Annotated in this window: 9 protein-coding genes; 8 read left to right on the top strand and 1 reads right to left on the bottom strand. The window is 74.1% G+C overall.

Annotated features, from left to right (window positions below):
• The first annotated feature begins 196 nt into the window (after positions 1-196).
• The 8 genes from C503_RS0110495 (at position 197) to C503_RS0110460 (ending at position 12800) form a co-directional block, all read left to right on the top strand.
• Complete coding sequence (locus C503_RS0110495) at positions 197-958, top strand: GNAT family N-acetyltransferase (RefSeq protein ID WP_018682157.1); 762 nt, start codon at positions 197-199, stop codon at positions 956-958.
• 7 nt (positions 959-965) lie between these two features.
• Positions 966-1883, top strand: a complete 918-nt coding sequence (locus C503_RS0110490; protein WP_033400482.1) for a lysophospholipid acyltransferase family protein — start codon at positions 966-968, stop codon at positions 1881-1883.
• Between the two features lie 181 nt (positions 1884-2064).
• Positions 2065-3501: an MFS transporter gene (locus tag C503_RS0110485; RefSeq protein ID WP_018682155.1), complete on the top strand. Its 1437-nt coding sequence runs from the start codon at positions 2065-2067 to the stop codon at positions 3499-3501.
• A 60-nt stretch (positions 3502-3561) separates the two neighbouring features.
• Positions 3562-4782, top strand: coding sequence for a cysteine desulfurase family protein (locus C503_RS0110480; RefSeq protein WP_018682154.1), 1221 nt, complete (start codon positions 3562-3564; stop codon positions 4780-4782).
• 3 nt (positions 4783-4785) lie between these two features.
• A complete protein-coding gene (mnmA, locus tag C503_RS0110475) occupies positions 4786-5874 on the top strand; it encodes a tRNA 2-thiouridine(34) synthase MnmA (RefSeq protein WP_018682153.1) in 1089 nt (362 codons plus the stop codon).
• Between the two features lie 452 nt (positions 5875-6326).
• Positions 6327-8054: a S8 family peptidase gene (locus tag C503_RS0110470; RefSeq protein ID WP_026316149.1), complete on the top strand. Its 1728-nt coding sequence runs from the start codon at positions 6327-6329 to the stop codon at positions 8052-8054.
• Between the two features lie 69 nt (positions 8055-8123).
• Positions 8124-10760, top strand: a complete 2637-nt coding sequence (locus tag C503_RS0110465; RefSeq protein ID WP_026316148.1) for a CHAT domain-containing protein — start codon at positions 8124-8126, stop codon at positions 10758-10760.
• Between the two features lie 246 nt (positions 10761-11006).
• Positions 11007-12800, top strand: coding sequence for an AMP-dependent synthetase/ligase (locus C503_RS0110460; protein ID WP_018682151.1), 1794 nt, complete (start codon positions 11007-11009; stop codon positions 12798-12800).
• Between the two features lie 105 nt (positions 12801-12905).
• Here the strand turns inward: C503_RS0110460 and C503_RS0110455 are convergent, their stop codons facing one another.
• Positions 12906-13937: an S-adenosylmethionine:tRNA ribosyltransferase-isomerase gene (locus C503_RS0110455; RefSeq protein ID WP_018682150.1), complete on the bottom strand. Its 1032-nt coding sequence runs from the start codon at positions 13935-13937 to the stop codon at positions 12906-12908.
• Positions 13938-14170: the final 233 nt, after the last annotated feature.

Raw genomic sequence — 14170 nt, 5'->3', positions numbered from 1 at the left:
AACGACAGTGGGGTGGTCCCGCCGAACGGGAACCGCCCCACTGTCGTTTGCCGGTATGGGAAAAAGTCCTCCCGGGCGGGCAGAGGTGGCCATTCGACCTGCACGCGGGGCACACACCCGGCAATTCACTCACTTGCCACCGATGTGTCATGGCAAAGAAGGCGCACCGGCCGCCGAGATCGTCTTAACCTGAGGTATGACGCAGGCCCAGGTGCTGGTCAGCACTGCCAAGCCCGGAATCGACGCGCCCGGCTACACCCTGCTCGTCGCCCACGACGCCCCCGAGGTCGAGGCCGCGCAGAGACTGCGCCACCAGGTCTTCGCCGAGGAGATGGGCGCGACCCTGCACAGCCCCGTCCCCGGGCTGGACATCGACCGCTTCGACGCCCACTGCGACCACCTGGTGGTCCGCGAGGACGCCACCGGCGAGATCGTCGGCACCTACCGGATGCTGCCGCCGGAGCGGGCGGCGGACGCGGGCTCGCTCTACTCCGACACCGAGTTCGACCTCCGCGCGCTCGACGGGATCCGCCCGACCCTGGTGGAGACCGGTCGCTCCTGCGTGCACGCCGACCACCGGCAGGGGCAGGTGGTCAGCCTGGTGTGGGCCGGGATCGCCCGCTACATGCTGCTGTCCGGGCACCGCTACCTGGCGGGCTGCGCGTCGGTGCCGCTGGCCGACGGTGGCGGCCTGGCCGCCGGGGTGTGGGACCTGGTCCAGGCCAAGCACTACACCGGCGACGACCTGCGCGTCCACCCGCACACGCCGTGGCTGGGCAGCGCGACGCCGCCCGCGCGGCTGGTGGTGCCCCCGCTGTTCAAGGGCTACCTGCGGCTGGGCGCCAAGGTGTGCGGCCCGCCCGCGCTGGACGCCGAGTTCGGCGTCGCGGACTTCTTCGTGCTGCTCGACCTCGCCACCGTCGACCAACGTTATCTGAAGTTCTTCCTGGGGGAGTAGAACCATGATGGCCCACGGCTGGATGCCCACGTCGCCCTGCGGACCGTCCTGTCAGACCGGGGACGAGCCGACCGTCGGCCGGGCCCGGGTGATCGCCAGACTGACCGGCGCCGCCGCGGTGCTGCTGGTCGCGGCGCTGTCCGTGCCGATACTGCCGCTGCTCGGCCGCCGGGTCCGGGAGCTGTTCGCCAAGCGGGTGTTCCGGTCCCTGCTGCGCGCCTTCGGCGTGCGGCTGGTGGTCACCGGCGAGGCCGCGCTACGAGCGGGCCGCAACCGGGGCGCGCTGGTCACCGCCAACCACATCTCCTGGCTGGACACCGCCGCGATCAACGCGGTGCGCCCGATGCGCGCGCTGGCCAAGGAGGACATCCGGACCTGGCCGGTGCTCGGCCGGGTCGTGGCCGCGGCGGGCACGCTGTTCGTCGACCGCGAGCGGCTGCGCACGCTGCCCGGCACCGTCGCCGAGGTGGCCGAGGCCATGCGCCGGGGCTCGCTGGTCTACGTCTGCCCGGAAGGCACCACCTGGTGCGGCCAGGGCGGCATGGGCCGGTTCCGGCCCGCGCTGTTCCAGGCCGCGATCGACGGTGGCGTCCCGGTCCGCCCGCTGGCCCTGCGCTACCGGATGGCCGACGGCCGGGAGACGCCCGCCCCGGGCTTCCTCGGCGACGAGACCATCGTGGACGCCGTCCGCCGGGTGGCCCGGCTGCGCGGCCTGGTGCTGGAGCTGACCGTGCTGGACGAGCTGGCCCCCGGCCGGGCGGCGAACCGGCGTGAGCTGGCGGCGCTGACCGAGGCGGCCACCAATTCCGCGCTCGGCCGGGTGACCGTGCCCGCGCAGTCCCGCGGGCGGGTTCTCCGGCTCACCGTGCCGAAGCCGACCGGCTCGGCGAACAAGCCGGGACGGCAGTCGGAAACCGCCGTCTGACCGCTTTCCCGCACGGGCCCCGGCGAGAGCCGCGGGCCCCGTGCGCGTTTCCGGGTGCCCGGCGCATCGGTTCAAGATCAAGAATTCCGGTGCCCGAGGGAATCGGGTGTGATCCGTTCCGCGCGGTTCGGTGGCGAAATTCACTGGACCTCCACCGTGGTGGAGCTCGCAGGATGAGCGGGTGACCACCATCGCGCCAGAAACAGCGCCCGGAAAGGACCTCTGGGCGCCCCGCAACCGGGCCACCACGCTCGGCATCCTGCTGTTGATCACCATCGGCGCCTTCGAACACCTCGGCGTGTCCACCGCCATGCCGCACATGCTGCGCGAACTGCGCGGCGAGGCGCTCTACTCGTGGCCGTTCCTGGCCTTCCTGTCCGCCTCCGTCGCCGCCACCGTGATCGGCGGCCGGATCTGCGACCGGGTCGGCGCCCGCGCCGTGCTGGCCGTGGCCCCGGCCGTGTTCCTGGCGGGCCTGGTGGTCGCGGGCACCGCCCAGGCCATGCCGATGCTGCTGGCCGCCCGGGTACTGCAGGGCGCGGGCATGGGCGGCGAGGTGGTGGCGGTCTACGTGCTGGTCGCCCTCGTCTACGCCGAACGCACCCGACCCGCCGCGTTCGGCCTGCTGGCCGCCGCCTGGGTGGTCCCCTCGATCGTCGGCCCCACCCTGGCGGGCCTGGTCACCGAACGGTTCGGCTGGCGCTGGGTGTTCCTGGGCCTGGTCCCCTTGTCCGCGCTCGGCATCCTGCTGCTCGTCCCCGCCCTCCGCAGCCTCTCCACGCGCTCGGCGTCGGTCGAGTCCGAGCCCGTGAGCCCGGCCGGGCCCGTGGCGCCCACCGGGTCCGCGCGGCCCGCGGAGGCCCCGCCGTCCCGCAAGGGTCTGCCGTTGGCGGCGCTCGCCGCGGGGCTCGGTGTGCCCGCGTTGAGCTGGGCGGTGCAGCACCCGTCGTGGAGCACCCTGTGGCTGGGGCTCGGCGGTCTCGCCCTGCTCGTGCCCGCGCTGCGCACGCTGCTGCCCGCGGGCACCCTGCGGGCCAGGTCCGGTCTGCCCCGGGTGGTGCTGGCCCGCGGCCTGTTCGCGGGCGCGTTCTTCGGTGTCGAGGCGTTCGTGCCGCTCACCCTGTCCGCCGTGCACGGCTTCTCGCCCGCGCTCGCCGGACTGCCGCTGACCGTCGGCGCGCTCGGCTGGTCGCTCGCCTCGCACTGGCAGGGGCGACGCGCGGACATCCCGCGCACCACCCTGATCCGCCGCGGCTTCGTGACCCTGGCCGTGGGGCTGGGCGCCATGGTGTTCGTGGCGGTGCCCTGGGGGCCGCCGTGGCTCGCCGCCGTGCTGTGGATCGTCAGCGGCGCGGGCATGGGGATGAGCTTCCCGGCACTCAGCGTGCTCGCCCTCGGTGCCGCCGCCGAGCACGAACGCGGCTTCACCGCCTCCGCGCTCCAGGTCGCCGACACCGTCTTCTCCGCCACCCTGGTCGGCCTCGGCGGCGTCCTGCTCCAGGCGCTCGCCTCCGCCGCCGACCCCACAAGGGCCGTCGTGGTGGTCGACCTGGTCATGGCCGCGGTGGCCCTCTGCGGCGCCCTGGTCTTCCGGCGGTCGACCGACGACCGCGTATGACCGGGCGCTGAGCTGGGCTGCTGTCCCGCGCCCGCCGACTCGGTCTACCCTGGACGGGCGATGACATATCTCGACCACGCGGCCACCACGCCGATCCTGCCCGAGGCGGCCGCGGCACTCACCGGGGCGTTGTCCGCCTATGGCAACGCCTCCTCGCTGCATTCCTCCGGCCGCCGCGCCCGACGCGCCGTCGAGGAGGCCCGCGAGTCCATCGCGGCCGACCTCGGCGCCCGGCCCTCGGAGGTCGTCTTCACCTCCGGCGGCACGGAGAGTGACAACCTCGCCGTCAAGGGCCTCTACTGGGCCCGCCGCGCCGCCGACCCGGCGCGCACCCGGCTGCTGGTCTCGGCCACCGAGCACCACGCCGTGCTGGACGCCGCGCTGTGGCTGGCCGAGCACGAGGACGCCGAGGTGACCCTGTTGGAGGTCGACGACTTCGGCCGCGTGCACGAGGACACCCTGCGCGCCGCCATCGCCGAGAACCCCGCCGATGTCGCCCTGGTCAGTGTGATGTGGGCGAACAACGAGGTCGGCACGGTCAACCCGGTGCGCGAGCTGGCGGGCACCTGCGCCGCGCACGGGATCCCGTTCCACACCGACGCCGTACAGGCCGTCGGCGTCCTCCCGGTCGACTTCGGGCACAGCGGCGCCAACGCGCTGACCGTGTCCGGGCACAAGGTGGGCGGCCCCTACGGCGTCGGCGCGCTGCTGCTGAGCCGGGACGTGGCCTGCGTGCCGGTCTCGCACGGCGGCGGGCAGGAGCGCGACGTGCGCTCCGGCACCCTCGACGTGCCCGCGATCGTGGCCATGGCCGCGGCCGTGCGGGTGGCCACCGAGCGCCGCGAGGAGCGTGCCGACCGGCTGGCCGGGCTGCGCGACGAGCTGGTCCGCACGGTGCGCGCGGCGGTGCCGGACGCGGTGCTCAACGGCGACCCCGGCGAGTCCCGGGTGGACGGCGGACCGTCCCGGCTGCCCGGCAACGCGCACTTCAGCTTCCCCGGCTGCGAGGGCGACAGCCTGCTCATGCTGCTCGACGCCCGCGGCATCGAGTGCTCCACCGGCTCGGCCTGCACCGCGGGCGTGGCGCAGCCCTCGCACGTGCTGCTGGCCATGGGCGTGGAGGCGGCACCCGCGCGCGGGTCGCTGCGCTTCTCCCTCGGGCACACCTCGACCGCCGCCGACGTGCGCGCGCTGGCCGAGGCGATCGGCCCGGTCGTCGAACGCGCCCGCAACGCCGGACTGGCCGGTCTGCGCCGACGCGTGTCCCCGGCGGAGGTCTGAGCGATGCGGGTGTTGGCCGCGATGAGCGGCGGCGTGGACTCGGCCGTGGCCGCCGCCCGCGCCGTCGAGGCCGGGCACGAGGTCGTGGGTGTCCACTTGGCACTGTCCGCGAAGCCCGGCACGCTGCGCACCGGCTCCCGCGGCTGCTGCACCGTGGAGGACGCGCACGACGCCCGCCGGGTGGCCGACCTGCTCGGCATCCCGTTCTACGTCTGGGATTTCGCCGAGCGGTTCACCGAGGACGTGGTCGAGGACTTCGTCGCCGAGTACGCCGCGGGCCGCACCCCCAACCCGTGCCTGAAGTGCAACGAGCGGATCAAGTTCGAGGCGTTGCTGGACAAGGCGATCGCGCTCGGCTTCGACGCCGTCTGCACCGGCCACTACGCCCGGCTCGGCGTGGTGGACGGCCGCCCGCAGCTGCGCCGGTCGGCCGACCTGGCCAAGGACCAGTCCTACGTGCTGGCCTCGCTGACCCCCGAGCAGCTGGCGCACTCGCTGTTCCCGCTCGGCGACTCGGTCAAGTCCGAGGTGCGTGCCGAGGCCACCGCGCGCGGCTTGGCCGTCGCGGAGAAACCCGATAGCTACGACATCTGCTTCATCCCCGACGGCGACACCCGGGCGTTCCTCGCCGACCGCCTCGGCGCCCGCCCGGGGCAGCTGGTGGACGACACCACCGGCGCCGTACTCGGCGTGCACGCGGGCGTGCACGGGTTCACCGTGGGCCAGCGGCACGGCCTCGGCATCGACGCCCCCGCTCCCGACGGCCGCCCCCGCTACGTGCTGTCGCTCGAACCGGTCCAGGGCACCGTCCGGGTCGGCCCGGCGGAGCGCCTGGCGGTCACCGAGATCGTGGCCACCCGGCCGATCTGGCCGTCCGGCCGCCCCTTGTCGGGCACCGTCGACTGTGTCGCGCAGATCCGCGCGCACGGCGGCACCACCCCGGCCTCGGCGTCCATTGTGGATGGCGAGCTGGTGGTCCGGCCCGCGACCGGGCTGCGCGGGGTGGCCCCGGGACAGGCCGTTGTCCTCTATCGGCCGGACCCGGCGGGCGATCTCGTTCTGGGCAGCGGGATGATCGCCGCCACCCGCTGAACCGGGTTCGTGTTTCCCGGCCGGGAAATGTCCGCACGGCCGTTCCGGCTTTCCGCCTTTCGGAATCGCGCAAGATGACCATCTGTTCGACGGCGCGGTCACCGGAAGTGGATCTCCACCCACGCGCGGTGACTAATACCCGATAGGGGCGTTGCCTTTCCGGCGCGCTTCTTGTTGTCTGCCCAGGGGTCCGTCCACCGTCCCACGTCGGACGTCCGGACCCATTGCGCCGCTTTGCCCACGGGTGGGCTATCCGGGTGGACGGTCGCGGTCGCCGTGCACGGATCGTCACTTATCGATCAGCGGAGAGTTGATCCCGAATGTGCGTTACGCAGGAGCTTTGCGAATCGATGTATCTCATGCCCCGAATCCTGCTCTACTACGGATGAGCAGGTCGGCGGGCGATCGACACCGACCGTGACCAAACGACATTTTTCGGGGTGGGGTAAATCATGGCGGACCTGAGCGCCAACGGGAACGGACCGGTGAGCCCGGCCAGGTATGACGACCTGGCCCGCTTTCCACAGGTGATCGGCCTGACGGCCGACGTGCTCGTGCGGCACCGTGCCAGGATCCTGAACCCGTCCACCGCGGTGCCCGGCGAGCGCGGCAAGCGCCCCGACGCCACCGCCTACCGGTCCAACACGCTGCTCATGCCGCTGGCCCTCGTCCGGGACGAGGCCGTCATGGCGCGGTTCAACGAGGTGCTCGCCCCGCTGGGAGTGGAGCTGGTCGTCCAGCTGCCCGACTCCGCGGGCTGGCGCGAGGCCCTGGAGACCTTCGACGACGGGTACGCCTACCCCGTCCTGCTGCACCTGCGTCCGGACGCGATCGTCGAGCACGCCCCGGACCCGTGGACCGTGCTGGCCAACCTGCGCCGGGCGTTCGGCCACGACGCGCTGCGCGGTGTCGGCCTGGAACACCTCGCGCTGGCCGCCTCGGTCGGCATGGACGGTCACACCTACGGCGTGGGCGCCCCGTTCGGCAACGGCGTCCCCTTCGGAAACGGTGTCCCGTTCGGCAACGGCGTGCCCTTCGGCAATGGCGTGCCGTTCGGAAACGGAGTCCCGTTCGGCAACGGCCCCGGCGGCGCCATCGCGCTGGGCAACGGCTCCCGCAACGCGGTGCGGCTGTTCATGCCCAAGCCGCACCGCAGGCGGCCCGAGCACCTCAAGGCGGGCAGGCGCCCGGTGGTGGCGGTGCTGGACACCGGCATCGGCGAGCACCCGTGGCTGTCGGTCGGCGAGCGCGACACCGACCCGGTGGTCGAGGTGTCGGCCGAGTTCCAGCACCTGCTGACCCAGCTGGAGACCACGCTCACCGACGAGAGCGGCGGCGCGCTGCCCTCGCTGGACTCGCCGGTGGACGAGCGCGACGTGCTGCAGCCGCTGCTGGGCCTGACCGACTCGCACTCCGGCCACGGCACCTTCGTGACCGGCCTGGTGTTCCAGAACTGCCCGGACGCCCGCGTGCTGTCGCTGCGCGTGCTGCACACCGACGGCATCACCACCGACGGCTCGGTGCTGCTGGCGCTGGAGTGGCTGCGGCGACGGGTCCAGCGGGCGCTGGACGAGGGCAGGCCGGAGGACCTGGTCGACGTGGCGTCGATCTCGCTGGGTTTCTACCCGGAGCACACCGACCACCACACCGGGCTGCAGCTGACCGAGGCCGTGCGCAGGCTGACCGACCTCGGCGTGGTCGTGGTCGCGGCTGCGGGCAACGACGCCACCACGCGCCCGTTCGTCCCGGCCGCCATGGCGCTCAACCACGATGGCTCCAACAGCGGCAACCCGCTGCTGATCGCCGTCGGCGCGCTCAACGCCTCCGGCCGCACCGTGGCCGCGTTCAGCAACGAAGGCGACTGGGTCACCCGCTGGGCCCCGGGCAACGCCGTGGTCAGCACCGTGCCGCTGTGGCAGGGCCCGGAGGCGCCGGACATCGTGGAGCCCGCGGTGCCCGGCAGGCTGACCCGCGCCACCCTCGACCCGGACGACCTCACCAGCGGTTTCGCCGTCTGGGCGGGCACCTCGTTCGCCACCCCGGTGGTCGCGGGCATGATCGCCGCGCAGCTGGCGGACATGGACGACGCGGCCACCGTGGCGGACCGGGCCACCCGGGCCACCGAGGCCCGCGACCGGTGCGACCGGGAGCTGACCGCGCTGGGCTGGCGCAGCGGCTGACCCGCCGTCGGGATCCCCGAGCCCGTGCCGCGTCCACGATGGGTGGACGCGGCACGTAGGGTTTACCCCATGCCCGCTGTCCGGCGTGCAGGCGCGCTGTACCGACGCGGCCGAAAAGCCGTGTACGCCTACACCTTCGCCCGTGCGCGGGCGCTGCTCGGCGAAGCCCTTGCCGTGCTCGACACCGCGCCGGACCAGGCCGCCCCCGAGGTGGTGGAGCTGCGCGTCCGGGTGCTGGTGACGCTGGCCTACGCGGAGACCGAGGGCGGCCCGATCACCGCGGGCATCGACCGGCTGGCCGACGCGGACGCGCTGCTTGCCGACCTGCCGGACGGCCCCAGGCGCGCCGAGCTGGCCGGGCTTTCCCTGGAGCAGCGCGGGTTCCTGCACATCCGGGCAGGCAACACCGACCTCGGCCTGGAGCTGCTGGAGGACGCCGCCGAGCGGCTGCGCGCCGGTCTGGCCGACGGCGCGGGTGACCCGTACGTGCTCGCCAGCCTCTACCTCAACCGCAGCCTGGCGTGGATCGAGCGCTCGCAGAGCGACGCCGCGATCGCCGAGCTGGACCAGTGCATCGAGCTGTGCGAGCGCTACGACCTGCACGACATCGCGATCAAGGCCCGGCACAACCGCGGCTACGTGGCGCACATGATCGGCGACGTGCCGACCGCGCTGCGCTACTTCGCCGAGACCTCCCGGGACTGCCAGGAACGCGCGCCCAGCATGCTCCCGGTGGTGCAGCTGGACCAGGCCCGCGCGCTGCTCGCGGGCGGCCTGGTGGACGAGGCCGCCCGGCACCTGGACGACGCGCTGCCCCGGCTGCGCCGCCAGCGCGTCGGGCAGGACGCCGCCGAGGCCGAGATCGCCCGCGCCGCGGCCGCGCTGCTGCACGGCGACGCCGCCCAGGCCCGCCGCCGCGCCCGCCGCTCCGAGCGCATGTTCACCCGCCGCGGCAACGAGCGCTGGGCCTCGGTGGCCGCGCTGGCCGCGCTGCGCGCCGAGACCCTCGCCGCGCTGGACGGCCGCGGGCCGCGCGCCGGGGCCGCCCCTGGCAAGATCCAACGCCGCCCCGCCAACGGTTCCCGCGTCGCTCGCGCCCTGCCCGCGACCGCCGTCCGGCTCGCCGAACAGCTGCGCGGCCTGCTGCTGGAGGACGAGGCCGCGCTGGCGCTGATGCTCGCGGTCCGCCTGGAGATCCACCGCGGCGACCTGACCGCCGCCGGACGGCTGCTCGACCAGGTGCCCAAGCCGCGGGTGACCACCCCGGTCGACCACCGGATGCTGCTGCGGCTGTGCCGGGCCGAGCTGGCCGAGGCCGCCCAGGACATCCGCGCCGCGCTCGCCGAGGCCAGGGCGGGCCTCACCGAGCTGGGCCGGGCCCGGGACCGGATGGGCGGCCTGGAGCTGATGTGCGGCACCGCCGTGCACGGCCGCCAGCTCGGCGACATGGCGGTGCGCCTGGTGCTGCGCCACCCCCGACCGGACGCGCGCAGGCTGTTCGGCTGGCTGGAGCGCACCCGCGCGCAGGTGTACCGGTACGAGCCGATCCCGGATATCGACGACCCGCGGATGGCGGAGAAGGCGACCGAGCTGCGGCTGGCCAAGCGCACCGCGCAGCTGGTCCGGCTGGCGGGCCGCTCGGCGGAGCGGGCGGAGAAGCTGGAGAAGCAGACCGCCGCGCTGGAGCGGGAGGTGGCCCGCCAGGGCTGGTACGCCAGCCCGTGGGGCAGGCCGCGCCCGGTCGCCACGCTCGACTCGGTCGCCCCCTCGCTTGGCGACCGGGTGCTGGTGTCGTTCGCCATCTCCGACGACGAGGTGGTCGCGGTCGTGCTGGCGGGCACCGGCGCGCGCATGGTGCGCCTGGGGTCCGCCGCCGACGCCACCGAGTCGGCCGCCCGGCTGCACGCCGACCTGGACGTGCTCGCCCCGGACACGCTGCCCGCCCCGATCGTGGAGGTGGTCAAGGCCTCCGCGGCCCGCAGCGCGGGCGCGCTCGACCAGCAGCTGATCCGCCCGCTGCTGCCGCTGCTGGGCGACCGCGAGCTGGTCGTGGTGCCCACCGGCGCGCTGTACGCGGTGCCGTGGGGGAGCCTGCCGTCGCTGTGGGGCAGACCGGTCGTGGTCGCCCCGTCGGCGACCGCGTGGCTCAGCGCCGCCACCGGCTCGGCCCCGCGCGGCCGCACCGTGCTGGCCCGCGGCCCCATGCTCACCGGCTTGGTCGCCGAGGACGGCCCGCTGCGCGAGGTCTACCCGGACGCGGCCACCCTCGACGGCGAGCACGCCACCGTGGCGGGCGTGCTGGCCGCCCTGGACGGCGCCGAGCTCGCCCACATCGCCGCGCACGGCGAGCACGAGCCGACCAACGCGCTGTTCTCCCGGCTGGAGCTGGCCGACGGCCCGCTGTTCGCCTACGAGCTGTCCCGGCTGCGCCAGCCACCCCGCCAGGTCGTCCTGGCCGCCTGCGAGCTGGCCATGAACTACGTGCGTCCGGGCGACGAGGCCCTCGGCTACGCGGGCGCGCTGCTGGCCAGCGGCGTGCGCACGGTGATCGCCGCGACCAGCCGCGTCGGCGACGAGTCGGCCGCCACCGCGATGGTCGCCTACCACCGCCGCCTCACCGAGGGCGTCAGCCCCGCCCGCGCGCTGGCCGAGTCCATCGCCGAGGACCCGTACCGCCGCCCATTCATCTGCCTGGGCGCAGGCTAGGGCGACCACGAGCGCGGACCACCACGCCGCCACCCCGAACGCCCGCACGCTGGAGCCCCTCGCGACCAGCCCGAGGAGACCTGCGAGCGGTTTCGCGCGCCCGCGTGGAACGCGCGCGGGCACCGGGGCGATCGAGGTCGACCGGTGGCTCGGCGACACGCGGTGGAACCACCGTAGACAACGGCCGACCGCGCTCCCTACCATCACTGCCCTGTGTCGTAGACCACACCGGTGAGAGGTGGCGCGATGAGCGAGCAGCACACCCTCTGCGCGGCTTTCCAGGCCACGGCACGGCAGCACCCCGACCTCGTCGCGCTGCGCACGCCCGGCGGCGCGGTGTCGATCACCTGGCGCGAGTACGCGCGCCGGGTGCGGGCGATCGCCGCGGGCCTGGCCGCGCGCGGGGTCGGCCACGGCGACGCGGTCGGCATCATGCTCACCAACCGGCCGGAGTTCCACCTGGTCGACACCGCCGCCCTGCACCTGGGCGCGCTGCCGTTCTCCGTCTACAACACCAGCGCCCCTGACCAGCTCACGCACGTGTTCGCCAACGCGGGCAACCGGATCGTGGTCACCGAGGCGGCCTTCGTCGCCACCCTGCGCGCGGCCGCCCCCGGTCTGCGCCTGGTGTGCGTGGACGGCCCGGTCGACGGCGGCGAGACCCTGGCGGACCTGGAGGCCGCGGGCGACCCCGACTTCGACCTCGACACCGCCTGGCGCGCGGTCGCCCCCGACGACCTCGCCACCATCATCTACACGTCCGGGACCACCGGCCCGCCCAAGGGCGTGGAGCTGACCCACGCCAACCTGATGGCGGTCTCCGGCGCGGTGAAGAACGCCTTCGAACTGCTGCCCGGTGACCGGGTGATCTCCTTCCTGCCCTCGGCGCACATCGCCGACCGCGTCGTCTCGCACTACGCCTCGCTGCTGTTCGGCACCGTGGTCACCTCGCTCGCCGACCCGAGGCGGCTCGGCGAGGTGCTGCCGGAGGTCCGGCCGCACCTGTTCTTCGCGGTGCCCCGGGTGTGGCAGAAGTTCAAGCTGGCCGTCGACACCGCGCTGGCCGCCGAACCGAGCCCGGCCAAGCGCGCCGTCGCCGCCTGGGCGGTCGACGTGGGCGTCCGCCGGGCCCGGCTGCGCGCCGCGGACCGCCCGGTGCCGATCCGGCTCGGCCTGGCCCACCGGGTCGCCGACCGGCTGGTGCTCGCCCGGCTGCGCGCCCGCCTCGGCCTGACCGAGGCCAAGGTGCCCGCCTCCGGCGCGGCCGCGATCCCGGTCGAGATCCTGGAGTTCTTCTGGGGCGTCGGCATCCCCGTCTACGAGATCTGGGGCATGTCCGAGACCGCGGGACTGGGCACCTCCGGCCGCCCCGGCGCCAACCGGCTGGGCACCGTCGGCACCCCCGTGCACGGCACCGAGGTGCGCGTGGCCGACGACGGCGAGCTGCTCATCCGCGGCCCCTCGGTGATGCGCGGCTACCGCGGCGACCCGGGCCGCACCGCGGAGACCGTGGACCCCGACGGCTGGGTGCACACCGGCGACGTCGGCGTGATCGACCCGGACGGCTACGTGTCCATCGTGGACCGCAAGAAGGAGCTGATCATCAACTCGGCGGGTAAGAACATGTCGCCGACCAACATCGAGAACGCCATCAAGGCCGCCAGCGGCGTCATCGGCCAGGTGGTCGCCATCGGCGACGACCGCCCCTACATCTCGGCCCTGGTCGTACTGGACCAGGACGCCGCCGCGGGCCTCGCCGCCGCGCACGGCCTGCCCACGGCCTCTCCCGGCGCGGTCGTCGCCGCCGACGAGGTGCGCGCCCTCGTCACCGCCGCGGTGCGCACCGGCAACGCCCGACTGTCCCGGGTGGAGCAGGTCAAGCGCTTCCGCATCGTCCCCGCCTTCTGGGAACCCGGCGGCGACGAGCTGACGCCGACGCTGAAGCTGCGCCGCAAACCGATCGCGGAGAAGTACGCGCACGCGATCGACGACATGTACGCGGACCAGCCGACCGAGGAGACGGTGAACCTGGGCGCGTGACCCGACGCGGGCGGACCCGGCCATGCCACTCACCTCCTTTCCGATTCGTCGTGTCGTCAGGGTTGTCGGGGTCGTCGGGGTTCTTGTGCGGGGACCGGCGCGCGGTCAGGGGAGCAGGAGGTTGAGGTCGCCGAACTCGTGCCAGAGGTAGCCGTGGTCGAGGGCCTCCCGGTAGCACAGGTCGAGCAGCTCGGGCCCCGCGATCGCGGCCAGCATGTCCAGGTGCGACGCCCGCGGCTCGTGGAACCCGGTGACCAGCCCGTCGACCACCCGCACGCTCCGCTCCGGCGTGACCACCAGATCGGTCCACCCCTCGGCGGCCCGCACCAGCCCGTCCTCGCCCACCGCGGACTCCAGCGCCCGTACCGCAGTGGTGCCGACCGCGACCACCCGCCCACCCCCGGCCCGCGCCTGGTTCACCAGCCGCGCCGCGGCCGCCCCGACCCGGAACCGCTCCGGGTACGGCCGCTCGTGCGCCTCCGGCGACGCGACCCCGGTGTGCAGCAGCACCGGCGCGAACTGCACCCCGGCCGCGACCAGCCGGGTGACCACCCGCTCGGTGAACGGTCGGCTTGCACTGGGCATCTCCGCGCTGCCCGGCTCGGTCCCGAACACCGTCTGGTAGTACCGCAGCGGCCACGCCCGCGACACGTACCCGTAGCGGATCGGCGACCCGAACACCCGCAGGTACGCCCCGACCGACGCCAGCCCGGCGGGCCGCACCTCCGCCTCCCACAGTCGACCCCGCGAGTACGGCCGCAGCAGCGTCGCGGTCGCCCCGCCGATCAGGTGCAGACTCGTCCCTGCGACCCCGTCCGGATACGGCTCGGACGCCTTGTCCCGCATCCGCCGCAACTCCACCAGCCACGTGCCCTCGGCCGTCTCGGTGGAGAAGTGCGCCATCAGATCGCCACCCACCACCCGCACGGCCGCCGGGATGGTGGCGGAGGTGTTGACCACCAACACATCCCCGGTCCGCAACAGACCCGGCAGGTCCACGAACCGACGATGGCTCACCGACACCTCGCCCCGGCCGGTACCGACCAGCAGCCGAACCCCGTCCCGAGACAACCCGCGCCCCTCGGGCGGCTCGTGCGCCTCCGACTCCGCAGGCAGTGCGAACCGCAAGCCCTGCATGACAACCTCCCCTGTGTTCACTGCCGCCGCGTGCGTCTGGTCCGCCGCACGTGCCGATCCGATCGTGTTCCCCTACCAACGCCAGCCCACCTCGGCGCGGATATGTCCGTGCCTGCTTGCCCGGTACGCACTGCCCGCCTCCCGGCAGACAACTCACCTGCACCGTCCTCAGGCGACGGTCTTCGCGGCCGCACACCCTGTCTCGCGGCGCCTCCACGCCGAACCGTCATAGG

The organism is Actinokineospora enzanensis DSM 44649 (assembly GCF_000374445.1).
Lineage (GTDB): Bacteria > Actinomycetota > Actinomycetes > Mycobacteriales > Pseudonocardiaceae > Actinokineospora > Actinokineospora enzanensis.
The sequence above is the reverse complement of the archived record's forward strand: the minus strand, read 5'-3'. Positions and strand labels throughout refer to the sequence as shown.